14 protein-coding genes are annotated in these 17,377 nt (G+C 44.3%); 2 read left to right on the top strand and 12 right to left on the bottom strand.

All coding sequences use genetic code 11. From position 1 onward, the window contains the following. Positions 1-75: 75 nt before the first annotated feature. From wecB to MKX80_RS19605, 12 genes are all read right to left on the bottom strand, one after another. Positions 76-1,185, bottom strand: coding sequence for a UDP-N-acetylglucosamine 2-epimerase (non-hydrolyzing) (gene wecB / locus MKX80_RS19550; RefSeq protein WP_182069963.1), 1,110 nt, complete (start codon positions 1,183-1,185; stop codon positions 76-78). A gap of 63 nt (positions 1,186-1,248) precedes the next feature. Continuing rightward, complete coding sequence (locus MKX80_RS19555; RefSeq protein WP_182069962.1) at positions 1,249-2,526, bottom strand: nucleotide sugar dehydrogenase; 1,278 nt, start codon at positions 2,524-2,526, stop codon at positions 1,249-1,251. 57 nt (positions 2,527-2,583) lie between these two features. Beyond that, complete coding sequence (locus MKX80_RS19560; RefSeq protein ID WP_182069961.1) at positions 2,584-3,876, bottom strand: glycosyltransferase; 1,293 nt, start codon at positions 3,874-3,876, stop codon at positions 2,584-2,586. Positions 3,877-3,878: 2 nt separating this feature from the next. Then, complete coding sequence (locus MKX80_RS19565) at positions 3,879-5,084, bottom strand: glycosyltransferase family 4 protein (protein WP_244958253.1); 1,206 nt, start codon at positions 5,082-5,084, stop codon at positions 3,879-3,881. Positions 5,085-5,338: 254 nt separating this feature from the next. After that, positions 5,339-7,969 (bottom strand): N-acetylglucosaminidase, encoded by a 2,631-nt coding sequence (locus MKX80_RS19570; RefSeq protein ID WP_182069960.1) that lies wholly within the window; start codon positions 7,967-7,969, stop codon positions 5,339-5,341. A gap of 128 nt (positions 7,970-8,097) precedes the next feature. Continuing rightward, positions 8,098-9,048 carry a mannose-6-phosphate isomerase, class I gene (gene manA / locus MKX80_RS19575; RefSeq protein ID WP_182069959.1) on the bottom strand — a complete coding sequence of 317 codons (951 nt, stop codon included), beginning with the start codon at positions 9,046-9,048 and terminating at the stop codon, positions 8,098-8,100. Between the two features lie 171 nt (positions 9,049-9,219). After that, positions 9,220-9,666 carry an anaerobic ribonucleoside-triphosphate reductase activating protein gene (gene nrdG / locus MKX80_RS19580; protein ID WP_076793671.1) on the bottom strand — a complete coding sequence of 149 codons (447 nt, stop codon included), beginning with the start codon at positions 9,664-9,666 and terminating at the stop codon, positions 9,220-9,222. After that, positions 9,663-11,531: an anaerobic ribonucleoside triphosphate reductase gene (locus MKX80_RS19585; protein WP_154999552.1), complete on the bottom strand. Its 1,869-nt coding sequence runs from the start codon at positions 11,529-11,531 to the stop codon at positions 9,663-9,665. The genes nrdG and MKX80_RS19585 overlap by 4 nt, the downstream gene beginning before the upstream one ends. A gap of 171 nt (positions 11,532-11,702) precedes the next feature. Then, positions 11,703-12,686, bottom strand: coding sequence for a 2-keto-3-deoxygluconate transporter (gene kdgT / locus MKX80_RS19590; RefSeq protein ID WP_154999591.1), 984 nt, complete (start codon positions 12,684-12,686; stop codon positions 11,703-11,705). Positions 12,687-12,771: 85 nt separating this feature from the next. Beyond that, positions 12,772-13,386: a bifunctional 4-hydroxy-2-oxoglutarate aldolase/2-dehydro-3-deoxy-phosphogluconate aldolase gene (locus tag MKX80_RS19595; RefSeq protein WP_154999551.1), complete on the bottom strand. Its 615-nt coding sequence runs from the start codon at positions 13,384-13,386 to the stop codon at positions 12,772-12,774. 5 nt (positions 13,387-13,391) lie between these two features. Beyond that, entirely contained in the window at positions 13,392-14,357 is a 966-nt protein-coding gene (locus MKX80_RS19600; RefSeq protein WP_182069958.1) for a sugar kinase, read from the bottom strand. 102 nt (positions 14,358-14,459) lie between these two features. Beyond that, positions 14,460-15,476 carry a LacI family DNA-binding transcriptional regulator gene (locus MKX80_RS19605; RefSeq protein ID WP_154999549.1) on the bottom strand — a complete coding sequence of 339 codons (1,017 nt, stop codon included), beginning with the start codon at positions 15,474-15,476 and terminating at the stop codon, positions 14,460-14,462. 254 nt (positions 15,477-15,730) lie between these two features. On the opposite strand from MKX80_RS19605, the gene kduI reads away from it, so the two are divergent. Both kduI and kduD read left to right on the top strand, forming a co-directional pair. Continuing rightward, positions 15,731-16,558, top strand: coding sequence for a 5-dehydro-4-deoxy-D-glucuronate isomerase (gene kduI, locus MKX80_RS19610; RefSeq protein ID WP_268343147.1), 828 nt, complete (start codon positions 15,731-15,733; stop codon positions 16,556-16,558). A gap of 15 nt (positions 16,559-16,573) precedes the next feature. Next, entirely contained in the window at positions 16,574-17,338 is a 765-nt protein-coding gene (kduD, locus tag MKX80_RS19615; protein ID WP_154999547.1) for a 2-dehydro-3-deoxy-D-gluconate 5-dehydrogenase KduD, read from the top strand. Positions 17,339-17,377: the final 39 nt, after the last annotated feature.

The following is a 17,377-nucleotide window of genomic DNA, read 5'->3' on the forward strand; positions in this document are numbered from 1 at the left end:
TGAGGGAATATATAAATTAAATTCCAAGCAACGATGATAGTCTGCCATATGGCAGACTATTCTTGTATCACAAGGTCAAGAAAAATATCGGAGAAGAGCTTCGACAATGCGTTTAGACGCATGTCCATCTCCATAAGGATTAGAAGCCTTTGACATTTTTTTATATTCTTCCTCATCTGTTAATAGCTGATTTGTCAACTTGTAAATCACTTCTTCTTCTACACCGGCAAGCTTTAATGTCCCTGCTTCAATTCCTTCAGGTCTTTCCGTTGTGTCCCGCAAAACAAGAACGGGTTTCCCTAAAGAAGGAGCTTCTTCTTGCACTCCTCCTGAATCGGTCAAAATCAGATATGATTTTGAGGCGAAATTGTGGAAGTCAATCACTTCCAAAGGTTCAATTAAATGAATACGGTCCATGCTTCCCAAAATTTCTTGAGCTGTTTCCCTTACAACGGGATTTAAGTGAACGGGATATACGATTTGAACATCGTCATGCTCCTCAACGATTCTCTTGATCGCCCGAAACATATTTTCCATAGGTTCGCCTATGTTTTCTCTACGATGAGCAGTCAAAAGAAGCATCCGGTCATCGCCCAGCTGATCGAGTACTTTATGGTGATAATCATCCCGAACAGTCGTTTTTAAAGCATCTATCGCCGTATTGCCTGTCACATAAATATGTGCAGGGTCTTTGTTTTCCTCTAAAAGGTTTTGTTTAGATTTTTCTGTAGGGGCAAAGTGCAAATCGGCAATCACTCCTGTAATTTGTCGGTTGATTTCTTCAGGAAAAGGAGAGTATTTGTTTCGGGTTCTCAACCCTGCTTCTACATGTCCTACAGAAATTTGATTATAAAACGCGGCGAGGCTGCCGACGAAAGTCGTTGTTGTATCACCATGCACAAGCACAATATCCGGTTTTTGTTCTATTAACAATTCATTTAATTTCGATAATGCTCGTGTAGTAATATCTGCAAGTGTCTGCCGGTCTTTCATGATATTCAAATCAAAGTCCGGCTGAATTCCAAAAGCTTCAAGAACTTGATCAAGCATCTGCCTATGCTGAGCGGTAACCGTGACCAAAGACTCGATGCGATCTGGATATTTATTGAGTTCAAGGACAAGAGGAGCCATTTTGATTGCCTCCGGCCGAGTCCCGAATATAGTCATAACTTTTATTTTTTTCAATGCTTTCACTCCCAGTTGTTACGATTTACTTTGCATCATATCAATACTTTTTATTAGCTATGGCTATACCAATATTGTCTCTTCATTTAATGACTCATGGAGGTTCCCAAAGTTGATATATTTAAACTCGTTTGAACGATTCTTTACGATATTTTTCGTATCAAAGATTTGCTTAGTTGACATTTTAGTCAATCGGGACCAGTCTAATTCTTTAAATTCATCATGATCAGATAAAATTAAAATCAAATCTGATTGATTAACAGCTTCCTCAATATTGTCGAAGACAAAATCCTTTTTCACATGCGGATCATATGCCCTTACTTCATATTTCCCTTGCTCTTGTAGAATTTCTAATACTTCCATGGCCGGGCTTTCTCTAATGTCATCTACATTTCCCTTATAAGTGAGGCCAAACACAGTTACAATCTTTCCTTCTCTCTTTTCCATTAAAGTATTCACATTCTCAGCTACATAATAAGGCATTGAAGTATTAATGGAACGTGAAAGGTCAATTAATCTAGCAGTTTCTGGCGCCTTTGCAACAATAAAATATGGATCAACGGCTAAGCAGTGTCCTCCTACACCAGGCCCTGGCGTATGCAAATTAACTCTTGGATGCTTATTTGCCATCATAATCACATCAAGTGCATCTATCTCAAGTTCGTTGCATACTTTTGTAAGCTCATTCGCTAAAGCAATATTGACATCTCTAAACGTATTCTCCATCAGCTTTGACATTTCCGCAGTTTTTGCGTTTGTTTTGATAATTTCCCCTTTGACAAAGGTGCTGTATACCTTTGCTCCGGCTTCTGTGCAAGCAGGCGTAATTCCGCCAACAATACGATTATTATATATCAATTCGTGAAGAATTTGACCGGGCAGCACCCTTTCAGGACAGTGAACCAAATACACATCTTCTCCAATCACAAAACCCGCTTTTTCGACAAGAGGCTTTAGGAAGTCATCCATGCTCCGCGGCCCGATTGTTGATTCAACAATAATGACATTGCCCTTTTTAATGAAAGGAAGGACCGCTTTAACCGCATCCAGTACATAAGTTAAATCACAGGATTTATGTTCATCATTGCGATTAGGGGTTGGCACCGAAATAATAAATGCATCTGCTTCCTCTGGCATTAATGATGCTTTAAAAGTGCCACCCTGGATGACTTCATTTAAAGCTTCCTGAAGACCCGGCTCTTCAATATGTATGATTCCTGCGTTCAAAGAATCAATGACTTCCTGTTTAATATCAACTCCTACGACTTCTACTTTGTGCTTTGCGAACATAATAGATGTAGGGAGACCAATATAACCGAGACCCATCGTGCAAATTTTCATATTTTATACGCTCCTTTTTATTTCTAATGAATTAATTATAGTAAAAACTTTCACACGCTAAATTTTTAGGTTTCTATACACCGTTAAAAAAGCGTCTTTTTCTTGTTCCCAGCTGTATAAACCTCTGGCTCTAAAACTGTTTTGACTTAATTCATCTCGTAGATCAGGGAAGCTGAGCAGTTTGTTAACCCCTTCAGCAATGGAACTAGGATCATGTGAGTCTACTATAATCCCCGTTTTTTCTTTTTGAACAACCTTTCTGATTTCTGGAAAATCACAAGCAACCACCGGAACCCCGGCCATCATATACTCGAACAATTTGTTCGAAGAAGCTGAGTAGTGATTAAAACACACATTATTTAATACTTGAAATCCCAAGTAGGCATTTCTTGTATACTTCGGAAGTTCAGCCAACGGGACTTTTGGCAAAAATTTAACCTTGTCCCCGATTCCCATTTCATCAACCATTTTTTCCAAATCGCGTTTTATCCGGCCGTCTCCAATAAACACAAGAATTCCTTCGATAAATTTCGGAGCCGCTTTAACAAGGTTTTCAAGTCCTCTCCCCGTTTGTATGCCACCTTGATACAAAAGGATTTTATCTTTTTCCGTAAGGTTCAATAGACTGTGGAGGTCGATTTTTTCAATATTTACTTCTGTTTGCTTAAATGGATAGTTGTGCACAACATGCGGATAAAAACCGTAAAGATCCTCATTATACTTCGCTCTTGTATGGTTTTCGACTATCATAGCGTCTATTTTTTTAATCAAATAAGCTTCCAGTTTTCCGTAAAAGCTGCTGTCGTAGCCTGTTCTGCTTGTTTGTACTTCATGAGAATCATAAATCAGTTGTTTTTTCTTCAAGCGGAACTTTGAACATATATAACCTTGCGGAAGTGTATTTAAATCATTTGAATGATAAATGTCATATTTCCGCTTTGTGCCTTTTAAAATCATTCTTAAAATGATGCTTCCTCTAACAATCGCTGTCTTCAGTTTCGTTTTGAGAACAATTAAAGCAAAAAGAGTACAGATGATAACAGGAATCGGCATCAAATATACTAACAACAGCAATAAGAGAACTGCCAGCAGCAATAAAAATTTATTCTGCCTTAACTTCTTAGCGATCATTTGAAAAAAAAGAAGGCTTTCCGGATATCTTTTGACGCGATGCACCCTAAAATGTTTATTGTATTCTTCAAAAGTTTTAAGATTAGGATCTTTCGGGTCGTGGATACAAATCAAATCAACATCATAGGCATCTTCAGACAGTGCAGTACATTCCCTCATAACTCTTGCATCATTTGTGAAATGGTTCCAAACAAACATACAAACTTTTGTTCTCATCATAATCAACCTTTAGCCATTTTATCTAACAAATTCGTTAATTTGTTAATGTTATTTTCCCACAAGAATTTTTTTTCAATAAATTCTCTGCAATTTGACTGCATCTCCTCTAGCAGTGCTGGATCATTGTAAAGCTTTAAAATATAATCTACCATTTCATCAACTGATTGACGGCTTGTGACAAACCCGATTTTTTCATTTTCAATGAGCTGTTTAGAATATCCGGATAAAGAAGCGACAACGGGAAGTCTGCATGTTAAATAGTCAATAATTTTACCCGGAAGTACTGTTTCAAAGACACTAGAATTATTCAGAGTTGCTATTCCCACATCACAGCGTGACATCCGGTTTAAACAATCTTGTCTTCCCATCGGCTTGATAAGCTTTACATTTATAAGGTTATGGCGCCGGACAAAATCTGTAAAAGCCTGTTTCTGCACTCCATAGCCAATCACGTTTAATGAAATATGATGTTCACTCAGCTTTTTTGCGAGCTGCATTAAAATTGTAACATCTTGAGCCAGTCCAATATTGCCTGCATAAACAACATTAAACATTGAGTCCCCTTTTCGTTTTTCAAGCATCGTTTCTTTTTTTCTTGCAGCATTTGGCAGGAATATCAACTTTTTTGTTAGACCATCACATTTATTTTTAAAATGGTCTATAAATCCCTCACTGTTGATGATGATATGGTCAGCTTTTTTGTATAAAGTAGATTCCATTTTTTCAAACAACCAAATAATATAAGAACGATTAAATACGCCAACGCCTTTTAATGATTCTGGCCATAAATCCCTGACATCCAACAGCAGCTTTGCATTGTAACGATATTTAGCGGCTAAGCCGACAAAGGCTACAAAAATAGGCGGAGAAGTTACAAACACAATATCATATTGATTTTTATCCTTCTGAACGTAAAAAAACATTTTCAGCATTATCTCAAGATAATAGAAAAGGCGGCTAAAGAAGTTGGAAGAATATTTTTTATTCTGAACTGACAATCGTGTAACTCGATTTCGGTCTATATCGATATCTTTTTCGTTCCAGAAATCTTCTTGAGAATAAATGTCTCTGGAAGGATACGTCGGCTCCGTTGTCAAAACATCTACATGATAACCTTTTTGCTTCAACATGAGAAAAATGGTTTTCATCCGGTTACCTGCACTGCCGATTTCAGGATAAAAATTTTGTGTAATCATTAAAATTTTCAAATAAACTCCCCGCACTTCCACAAATATTTAAAAATAATCGCTACGAATGAATCGGTTTCCTTTAAATGTAAAAAATGAAAACGAATCACCAAATGAAACAGATTCATATAATTCTGTCAGTCTATTTACGATTATAATATTTACAAAACGACAATTGCAACAGCAGTTCGTGAATTTCGACACAATTCTCCCTCCTTTTTTAGGTATTTCGTTGCATTACACCCCTAAACAAATAGGAAGCAGGTCCCTGCTCCCTAACGATAAACCGATATATCATAATACAATGTGTAATCATCAAGCAATACATAAAGACTGTACATTCTCCCCACCTGCTTATAAGTCCAACCGACATCTGTCGCATATTGGTGAAGGGCATTCGGAGACCATCTCATTTTATAGAGGGTGTCCTGTTTGTAAGTCGGGTGGTGAATGTATTTTTCACCGATGAATTTGGCTCCGCCCATAATAGCGGCCTCAGGTGTGAACCACCCTTGATCATAGGCGTATTTGGCGCCGTAGTAAAGCGGGTTGCTGTCGTAAGCCCCGACGCCGTACATATTGTAAACCTTTTTGCCGTTGAACATCGTTCCTTTAGCCAACTCGGAAGTTCCGTTGCCCGTCTCAAGGAGCGAGTGTGAAATGAGGTACAGTTCATTGATGCTGTATGCTCTCGCCGCGTCGATGAACGCTTGCCCTTTGCCTGTCAAAATCCCTTTATTATAAAGGATTTTTGCATTGACCTCGGCAGCATTCAATCCGGCCGTTTGCGACAGTTTTAAAAATTGGAAGTATGCCGAGCTGTCTTGTGTGAAATTTTCCGGATTGACATATCTCTCGACTTCATCCCTGCTGGCATTTCGCCAATTCATTCTGATTTTTGCCCAGCCGTTTTCCTGGGATATGATGTTGACTTTATCCCCTTTTTGCAGCTGTCCGATGATGTTGCCGCCTGTCACAAGGGGGCTTGACCTGATATTCAGCAGATCAGCCGTTACTGTTTGGTTCGCCGTATTGATGTAGCTCAATGAAACATAGGCCGGCGCATCCGTTTGCGGGCTGACTTTCATCTGTTTGTCAACCATCTGGCTGAGCGTGATTCCGTAATCAGTCGTTGTGATTTGCGGGCCGTTTTTCACTTTGACGACATTCACCGGCCAGCCGTAATTCGTTTTGATTCGATTGGCGGCAGCATCCGCACGGTCTTTCCCTGTAAATTGTTCATTGATCGAGATGTGAAACAGGCTGACCGACTTTGTTTGATAAGTTGCGCTGACATTGTTCTTCTTAAAGACATTCAATCCCTTGTCGAGATCTGCTTTGCTTGTGATCTGACCTGTCGTCACCCGGTACTGCCTGTAGCCGTACTCACCCGTTTGTTCAATCTTGCCCGGTATATTCCGCTTGCTGAAAAATCCGAGCGCTTGCTGTAATTTTTCCGTGCCGATCAGAGCTTCGGAACTCAATTTGTACCGGCTGTCATACTGGCCGGTCTTGACGGCCTCTGCGTGAATGCCTGTTTCTTTAAAGAAATTGAGCGCCTTTGTCACTTTGTCCTGTTCGTAAACGGATTCCGTTGTCAGCTGATAATGGCTGTACGCTTTTTTTCCTGTTGGTCCGGCCGTTCCCGCCGCACCGTTTTTCTTAAAGAATTCCAGTCCTTTATTGATTCGCGTTTGGACGGCTGTGTCGCCGGACGCGATCCGAAAGCGGCTGACGGTCGTGCTGCCGGCGCTTTGAGCAGAAGCCTGAATGTTTTTGTTTTTAAAAAACCGGATGCCGTCGTTTGCTTTCATTTGATCTGAAAGCGGGACGGAAACGATTCTGAAAGATGTCTGCTTTTTTCCCGCCTTTGCAGCAGTATAACGCCACGTTTTCTTTTTGAAAAAGGCGTCGACTTTTTTGAGGTTTTGACTGTCTACATTTTTCATGCTTACGATCCAGAAGCGCGTACCTTTTACCTTTTCTGTGCTTGAGGTGAGACCGGTATTCTTTTTAATTTGTCCGGCGGCATTTTTCGCACTCTTTTCGTCATTAAAATATCCAGATTTCACATTGTAAAGCTGTGCCGGCTGACCGGCAGCTTCATATGCCCCTTTGACCTTGAGCTCTTTTTCAAACTGCTTCAGCAGATTTTTTGCGTTTGTTTCGCCTTGTATTGAACCTGTCACAATTTTATATCTGGTCTGTTGTTTCTTTACTGTTTCTATCGTTCCTTTAAGGGCGGTTTCTTTTTCAAATTGGACTAGCAGGCTTTTCGCTTTGCTCTCATCTGCGATTTCTCCTGAATAAAGCTTGACGATCGCTTGTCCCGCTCCGTATGGTGCGTACGACGCTTTGAGGCCGGTCTCTTTTTGAAAACGATCGAGGATGGCTTTCGCATTGTCTTCGCCTTCGATTCCTCCCGTGGTGACCTTTATGTAAGCTTCCCTGTTTCCAGCAAGTGTATAGGTTGCTTTCAGACCGGTTTCCTTTTCAAATTGGAGCGCCCATTCCTTGGCTTTTTCTTCACCGGCAAATTCCTTTGATATCGCTTTGGAAAAAGGTTCTTTCTGTCCAATTGGACCATAGGTCGCCTTCAGGCCGGTTTCTTTTTCAAACTGCAAAAGCAGATTTTTTGCTCTGCTCTCCCCTTCGACACCTCCTGATGTCAAAACGTATGTTGTGCCGTTTTTTCCTGAAGGTTTGACCTCGGTTTTCCATCCCGTGTCTTTTTTCAGTTGTTCGGCTGCTTTGAGCGCTTCGCTTTCGCTATTAAACTCTTTTGTTGTTTCAAGTTTGTAGACGGAAGTATCGGTATATGCTGCTAAAGCAGGGATTGCCGGGACTGCCGTATGTACGAGCAAAATGATTGCAGCAAAAATAACGGTTTTTCTAATGTTTTTCACATTCTTTACTCCCCTCGCCTATGAGCCTCCCAATTTCAAAAACTTTCTTTCTCTTTTTATCGGCGAGCCGGAATATTTTTTTACAATAAAAAAGCTTAACGGCCTTTTTTCACAGACCGTCAAGCTTTTTATATGTGTGACACGATTAGTTCGCATGTTCCTTCTATTGTGAAGTCATTGGTTTCCGCCGGCAGGATAAAATTTGTTCCTTTGCTGATCGGAAATAATTCGCCGCCCTGAGTGAGCTTTCCTTCTCCTTCAATCACGCTGCATAGCAGGAAAGGGGCATCCTGGGTCAGCTCAGCGGCACCGTCGATCTCCCATTTGTATACGGAGAAGTATTCGGCTTCAACAAAGGTCTTAATGGTAATGCCTTTTTGAGTTTCTGTCGATTCGTCAACATAGCTGTCAACGTGCGGTACTGTTGTGACATTGATCGCCTGTGTCAGGTGAAGCTTGCGCTTTTCTCCATTTTGATCGGTCCGGTCATAATCATATACCCTGTACGTCGTATCAGAGCTCTGTTGTGTCTCCAAAACGACCGTCCCTTCGCAGAGAGCGTGAATCGTGCCGCTTGGCACATAATAAAAATCGCCCGGCTTGATTTTGATCCGCCTTAACAGGTTGTCCCAATCACCGCTGTTGATCATGGTGACCAGCTCTGTCCGCGTTCTTGCCGTGTGGCCGTAAACGATCTCGGCTCCTTCTTTGCAATCGATGATATACCAGCATTCTGTCTTACCGAGTTCCCCGTTTTCGTGTTCTCCCGCATAATAGTCATCCGGATGGACTTGAACGGAAAGATCCTGATTGGCATCAAGTATTTTCGTTAACAGCGGGAAACGGTCTCCCTCTGCACCGCCGAACAATTCGCGGTGCTCGTCCCAAAGCTCGGCAAGCGTTTTTCCTTTGTAAGGACCCGAAGCAACGGTGTTTGGCCCGTTTGGATGGGCGGAAATGGCCCAGCATTCACCTGTCAAATCAGAGGGAATGTCATAGCCGAATGTTTCGCGCAAAGCCGTTCCCCCCCAGATCCTCTCTTTAAACTCAGGCTGCAGAAATATCGGTGATTGCGGCATGAAGCCATCTCCTCCCTTAATTCACGATTGTCTTATGTAAATAAAACGCTTTCTTTTATTGATAGACATGTATGATAAAATATAAACCTTTTCATATTCATTATGACGTTATCTCAATAGAAGTCAATGCCGGAAAGGAAAAACAGAAGCCCCTCAGGCTTCTGTTTCTGATTATGCAAGCTCAATAATGCGCTGGTTTGAGCTTCCTCTGTAAAGGAGCGTCAAGTCCCTTTTTTTGATTTCGAACGGGCCGTCTACCAGGACATCGCAATAGGCCAGCAAGGCGCTGTGTTTTTCATTCTTCAAGATTTGTTCGTACGTATAGCCGCTGTAAAGCCAGATGTCCTTTTCGGAATGCTGCTTAATTTTCTCAGACAGTTCGATCAGTTCGCCTGCATGCAAAAGCGGCTCCCCTCCTGAATAGGTGACGTTTGTAAGCGGGTTTTTCATAATTTCCTCAAATACTTCGTCTACACTCATATCAAATCCGTTATTGATATTCCAGCTTTGTTTATTATGGCAGCCTTCACACATATGCGGGCAGCCCGCCAAAAACACGACTGTTCTCAGTCCTTCTCCGTCTACGATGCTGTCATGGATAATATTCATCACTTTCATAGATGCTTCACTCTGTCCTTTTCTTCTTGTCTTTTCGCCGAATTCCACTTTGACATATCTCCGACTAAATATCCTGTAATCCGTCTGATCCGTTCAATCAAAGTCTCATCCCGGTTTTTGCACTGAGGGCACTCGTTATCTATGATTCCGGTAAATCCGCACGCCTTGCAGTGATCGACAGGATGGTTAATCGATGCATAGCCCATACCTGACCGGCGCATGGCGGTCACAAGCATGTCCATCGCTTTAATGTTCTTTTTCGGGTCTCCGTCCAGCTCGATGTAGCTGATGTGCCCGCCATTGCACATCAAGTGGAACGGCGCTTCTTTTCTGATCTTTTCGATTGCAGTCAGCTTATAGTGAACAGGGATGTGAAACGAATTCGTATAGTACATCCGGTCTGTGACATTGTGGATCGAACCGAACTCCCCTTTGTCTTTTTTGACAAATTTCCCTGAAAGTCCTTCTGCCGGCGTGGCGATCAAGGAAAAGTTCAGCTTGTGTTGTTCTGTGGCTTCATCCGCCTTATCTCTCATCAATTGAACGATTTTTTTGCCGAGTTCAAACGACTCTTCGCTCTCCCCGTGATGTTTTCCGGTCAATGCTGTCAAAGCTTCAGCCAGCCCGATAAATCCGATGCTCAATGTTCCGTGCTTTAGCACATCCCCGAGCGTGTCCTCAGGATCGAGCTTCTCGCTTTCATGCCAGATGCCTTGCGAATACAGGAATTTAAAGTCTTTTGCTCTTTTTTTGCATTGAAAGGCGTACCGTTCAAGCAGCTGTTGAATCGTTAAATCCATGTAGCGGTTTAACAAGGCAAAAAACTGTTCAACGTTTTCGCTCAGCAGCGCTATTTTGACAATGTTGATCGATGTGAATGACAAATTCCCTCTGCCGACGCTGTTTTCTTTTCCATGAATATTGGACATGACGCGCGTTCTGCATCCCATATAAGCGATTTCGCTTTCCGGCGTTCCGTCATAAAAAGGTTTATTCACGGGCGAATCGATAAAGCTGAAGTTCGGAAACAGCCTTTCAGCGCTCGTTTCCAATGCAAGCCGGTACAGGTCATAGTTAGGGTCTGTTTGATCGACGTTGACGCCTTCTTTCATTTTGAAGATCTGAATCGGAAAAATCGGCGTCTCACCCTTGCCGAGACCTGCTTTTGTCGCCTTAAGAATATTTTTGATCAAAAGGCGGCCTTCCCTTGACGTATCCGTACCGTAATTAATTGAAACAAACGGAACCTGTCCGCCGCCCCGCGAATGCATGCTGTTGGCATTATGTATAAAGGCTTCGCACGCTTGGTAAGTTGTGTTGTCCGTTTCTTCCCACGCTCTTTCCCTTGTCTCTTCTTCTGTCAAAGTTGTCGGATATTGTTTGATTTTCGCGAGATGCTTTTCGTACGTTTTGCGGACGTAAGGCGCAAGGTCGTAATCGAACATCGGGAATGACTGGCCGCCATGCTGCATATTTTGATTCGATTGAAAAATGATGGATGCGAGTGACAATGCGCTCATAATGTCCTTCGGTTCCCTGAGGGAGCCGTGGCCTGTGTGGAATCCGTCTGTTAACAGCCGGCCCAAAGGTATCTGGCAGCAAGTCGTTGTCCCGCTCGGCATATAGTCTAAATCGTGCGGGTATATAAAGTTTTCTTCGACTGCTTTCTTGATTTCCGGCGACATTAAGTAATGGAGCGCATAATGTCTGGAACTTTCGGATGCAAACCGGCTCATTTGCCCCATCGGAGAGCGGCCGTCTACGTTGGCATTTTCCTGCATAATATCGTGATCTCCATACCCGACGATATCATGAAATGTTTCTGTCAATTGTAATAATCCCTGTTCTTTAAAGCCTGTTTTCATCCTAATCTCTCCTAAAAAGTAGCATATATAGTGTTGGTTTATCGACCAGACACTATATATTGATATTAGCACAAATTACATTCGTCAAATTTAGCAATTTGGTGACGTTATTCGAAAACAGTCATAAAAAAACGCCCCGGACAAAATGTCCCGGGTGCGCCTGCGGCAAAATTACTTGTAATCGATCGTCATTTGTTTCGGAGGTTTTCTTTGTTTCGTCCGTTTTTCGATCCAGACGGTTGCAAGCGGCGTCAGAAGCGAGGTGACAATGACGCTTGTGGCGATGATCGCGGTCGCTGAATCAGCCACCGGCGCAAACACGGGGTTTGCATCGGCAAGCGCGTACGGCACGGCTACCGCAGCCCCTGCCGTTGATGATGCCGCGACACCCGCGACACCGTCTCCTCTTGCAACAAAACGGTCCAGCAGATATAGAGTAGCACCCGAGAGAACGACGACTGATACCCCGACAACAATGCCTAAAAGGCCGGATTGGATCAGCATTTTAAAATCGAGCGTGTTTCCTAGTGAAAATGCGAAGAACGGAATGATCGCCGGTACGACTTTTCCGAACAAATCGCGCAATTCAGGGTCAAGGTTTCCGAGAATGCAGCCGAGTAAAAACGGGATGACGGTTGCAGCCAGCGTCTCCCAAGGAAATGCCGCGAGCCCTGTCACACCGAAAGTGACCATCGTCATAAACGGGCCCGATTCCGTGCTGATAAAGGCAAAAGCACCGGCGTCTTCTTTTCTTCCCATATGGTTCATTAACGCCAAATACAGACCGCCGTTCGTTTCATTCATAACAGCTACAATCGCCAGCACGGACAGTCCCGCAAAAAAACCGCTTTGAATGCCTTCGTCTGGAATGAACTGTGCTGCGATCAAACCCAATAATGCGGCAAAGCCGACTTTGCCGATCAGAAGCGTCAGTCCCTTTCTCGCAATATATCCTGAAGAACGAAAATCTATTGTTGCGCCAACGCAAAAGATAAATACCCCTAAAATCGGCAGCGTTCCGGTAATCAGGGCGCCTGTAAATCCGCCGAAAAACTCCGCGGTTCCCGGAGCAAACGTATTCAGCGTTGCGCCCAGAAAGAGCGGAATGATCATCATGCCGCCCGGCACACGTTCAATCGTTGCTTTAATTTTCATCATTTTTTCTCCCATTCTAAAAATTAATGAAAAAGCAAAGCTGTCGATCTTGCAAAACTTGAAGTCTTTTCACGCTGCGCACACTTTATTTCTGCCGAACCCGCCGCTGAAAGATGCGCTGGAGATCCGCTTCTGACACTTTGTTCAGCTGGCTTCCCACTCCTACTGCCAATGCTCCGGCATCGAGCCATTTCTCCACATCGCCGGGATGGATCCCTCCGGTTGGTATGAATCGAACCTTCGGAAAGGGACCGGCGAGGTTCTTCATGTAAGGAATCCCGGAAGTCCCTCCTGGAAACAGTTTAAGAATCCGAAAACCCTTTGAGACCGCTTCCATAATTTCGCTTGGTGTTAATACGCCAGGAATAAAAAACGTATGCAATGAGGCGGCTTCCTCAGCCAGTTTTTCCGAAAAGCCCGGGCTGACGATGAATTTTGCCCCCGCTGCCGCGGCTTCCCTCGCCTGTTCGCTTTCAACCACTGTTCCGGCTCCGACAAGGAGACCGTCTTTTCCTGCAAATTTTTCAATCAGCTCAGACGCTCCCGGCGTCGTATATGTGATTTCAATCGCAGTAATCCCTTTGTCGATCAGTCTGTGAATGCCTTCCTCAGCAGCCTCCTTATCGCCTGCGCGGACGACTGCGATCAGCCCGGCCTCGGCCAGCTGCTCTTGCACTTTTCCGATCATAGACATTTCCATTACGGTCAACCTCCTATTTTTTGGTTGTTTTCCTCTGCGGCCATAAAAGCTTTCAATTGATCCCTTGACGGCAGACCGTCCATATCCCCCGGAGCCATGACGGCCAGCGCTCCGATCGCATTTGCCCTCTGAACTGCTTCTTCCAGCGGAAGTCCGTCTAAAAGGCCGCTGATCATGCCGACGGCAAAACCGTCACCTGCGCCAACGGTATCAACAACCTTCTCCACCTGATAACCCGGTACATAACCTTCTTTTTCCGGCGTCCGGTAATAAGCCCCTTCTTTTCCAAGCTTGATGACAATTACCTTGACCCCCTGCATCACATAATATTTAGCGATATCCTCGGGAGAATTGCAGCCTGTCAGGAGTTTCCCTTCATTGATCCCCGGCAGAAACCAGTCCGCCTGCGCGGCGATCTCATTAATCGTATGAACCATTGTCTGCTGGTCCGGCCAAAGCTGGAAGCGGAGATTCGGGTCAAACGAAATCGTCTTCCCGTCTTTTTTCATCTGGTGAACGGCGTGGCGTGCGAAGCCCCGCATTTCTCTTGAAAGGGCAGGAGGTATGCCTGTCACATGCATATGTTTGGCTTGCTTGAAATACTCTGCCGGGTAGTCATCAATGCTCATCGTGCTTGCGGCTGATCCGCTCCGATAATACGTGACATCAGGGTCCCCGCTTTCAACCTTTGACTTAAGCAGTATGCCCGTCTGCCGGTCTGCAGTGCGTTTGACTTCAGAGATGTCGACGCCTTCTTTTTTCAATTCATTTAAAATAAAGGTTCCAAGCGAATCGGCACCGACCTTGCTCATCCAGCCGACCCGAAAGCCCAGGCGCGACAGTCCGACGGCAACGTTTGTTTCCGCTCCGGCAAGAGCCTTGGAAAACGAAGAAGCCTCATGCAGTCCGCCTGTTTCATTTGCGTAAAACATAGCCATCGATTCTCCGAAGGTCATCACATCAAGCGACATGATTTCACTCTCCTTTCAAAATGGTACCGGTTTCAAAAATAATTGCGAAAAAACACTCTCCCCTTAGTTTTCGGGTGCATGAGTGTTTCCGTTTGACAAGTTCTACAGCGACTGTCTGAGAATAAGCTCCGCCTCAAGCTGAATCGTTTGCGGTGCACTTTCATCCCCTTCAATCCGTTTGATGATCCGCTCCATGGCGACCCTCCCCATTTCATGCGACGGCTGGGCGATGGTCGTGATGCCCGGACCGATCAATTTATACCATTCCGTATCATCAAATCCGGCAATTCCGACGTCTTCCGGAATCGAAATGCCAAGCTCATAAAGGCAGCTGATGATTTTCAGCATCAGAAGCCCGTTGTTTCCAAGAATGGCTTTTTTCCCTTCTTTCATTTCCAAAAAGCTTTTGACGGACTTTAAAAGAGATTCTTTGTCTTTAACGTCAGCCTCATATACAAGAGGGGTACCGCCGGCATTGCGTTCAAGCGCGATTTCTGTATAGGCGGAAACCCTTTCCTCCCTCGGACTGATCCCTTTAATCGGCTCGGTAAACAGACCGACCTGGGCGTAGCCTTTGTCGTACATGAGATTGACGATTTGACTTGTCACTTCGCGGTTGTTCGTTGTAACTGCATCGATCTTGAGCCCGGGCACTTTCCGGTCAACGAGCACAATCGATACATCCTGGCTGATTAAATCCATGAGCACATCGTTGTTCCTTCCCGTCGTATTAATAATCAGCCCTTCAATGTAATGCGCGTTCAGCTTGTGCAGCATCTCCCTTTCTTTCTCAGGACTGTTGTCCGTGTTGCAGACCATGATGCTGTACCCGTACTGATCGCAAACCTCTTCCACCCCTCTCAAGGTGGCAACTGAAAACGGGTTTGTAATATCGGCGACCAAAAATCCGATAACTTTGCTTTTTTTCACCTTCAGCCCCTGTGCCATCTGGCTGGGGCGGTAATTAAGCTCCTCGATCGCTTTTTTGATGCTTTTCACCTTTTTCGGTGAAATGGCATCAATCTTCCCGTTGATATAACGGGAAACCGTTGATTTTGATACGCCTGCATGTGCGGCTACTTCGTTGATGGTTACTTTCGCTGTTTGCTTATCCTTCATTCAAGTACTCCTATAACCTTATGATTTGAAACCGATTTCAAAAACTTTATATCATCAGCATATCACATCCTTTAAAATTTGGAAGAGTATTTTTTAATATTTCAAGATTGACCTTGACAATATTCAGAAAAAAATGAAAAGACTGTTGACGCTTTCCATTATTTACTTTAAAATTCATGTTTGAAACCGTTACCAAAAACTTTTGACACTTCATTCAAGTCAGTCTAAAACGTCCAATTCAAGGAGGAGAAGGTATGAAAAATCGTTATTCTGTTCATCCAGAACAAGCGAAACGATTCACAACCGCAGAGCTTCGCGAGCATTTTTTAATAGAGTCATTGTTTGTTGAAAACAAACTGAACATGTTTTATTCGCATGAAGACAGAGTCGTGATCGGCGGAGCCGTTCCAGTGAAGGAGTCATTAGCGCTCGCTGCCGGCGATTTTTTGAAAACGGACTACTTCCTGGAGCGGCGTGAAATCGGGATTGTGAATGTCGGCAAGCCCGGTGCGGTTAAAGTCGGTGATGAAGAATACGTACTGGAGCACAAAGATTTTCTGTATATCGGCCTGGGAAATAAAGACGTTTCCTTCTCAAGCTTGAATGAAGGCGGGGCTAAATTTTATTTCATCTCGGCGACGGCACACCAAAAATATCCGGTGCAAAAAGCTTCGCTTTCAGAGCTTCCATACGATCATTTAGGAGAAGAAGCCTCTTCAAATGTCCGTAATCTATACAAAGTGATTCATGCAGACGGCATCCAAAGCTGCCAGCTGATGATGGGCATCACGTTTCTTGAACCCAATAACACATGGAACACGATGCCGGCGCATGTTCATGACCGACGGATGGAGGTTTACCTGTATCTTGACCTTGCTGAAGATGCAAAGGTGTTTCATTTCATGGGCGAACCGACTGAGACACGGCATCTTGTCGTCGGCAACGAACAGGCTGTCATTTCACCCGCATGGTCTGTCCATTCGGGCTCCGGCACATCCAACTACTGCTTTATATGGGCGATGGCCGGAGAAAACTACACATTTAAGGACATGGATGCTGTCCCGATGAATGTCATACGGTAAGGACGTGAACGTGAGATGGGATATCTTGAATCGTATTTTTCACTTGAAGGCAAAACGGCGCTTGTCACAGGCCCGGGAACGGGAATCGGCAAAGGGATTGCCGAAGCGCTTGCAAAAGCGGGAGCGGATATCATCGGCACTTCACATACGAGCGGACTTGATGAAACAAAGCAGCTGATCGAAGAAGCCGGCAAAACGTTTACGTCTTATCAGCTTGATATGGGCAACTTTGACGAAGTTGAGGCTTTTGCAAAAGAGGTGCTTGATCGCCATCAGATTGATATTCTCGTTAACAATGCCGGGACGATCCGCAGAGAAAAAGCGGCTGATTTTTCCCGGGAGAACTGGGAAGCGGTAATCAATGTCAATTTGAACAGCTTATTTTTGCTGACGCAGGCTATCGGCCGGCAGATGATTGAACGAAAGCAGGGGAAAATCATCAATATTGCCTCCCTTCTTTCATTTCAAGGAGGCATTCTCGTCCCTGCATATACGGCAAGCAAGCATGCAGTAGCGGGATTGACGAAGTCTTTTGCCAATGAATGGGCAGCGCACAATGTCCAGGTCAATGCGATTGCACCAGGCTATATCGCAACGAACAACACAAAGCAGATCCGCGAGGACCAAAACCGCAATGCCGAAATCTTAAAACGGATTCCGGCCGAACGCTGGGGTCAGCCGGATGACATTGCCGGCGCCGCCGTATTCCTTTCGTCGCCGGCAGCCGATTATGTGAATGGACATGTGTTAGCCGTCGATGGCGGATGGCTGGCAAGATAATGCACCGATAAAGGCTGCCGGTAGTTCGGCAGCCTTTAT

Source organism: Bacillus sp. FSL K6-0972, from assembly GCF_037976035.1.
Taxonomy (GTDB): Bacteria; Bacillota; Bacilli; order Bacillales; family Bacillaceae; genus Bacillus; species Bacillus haynesii.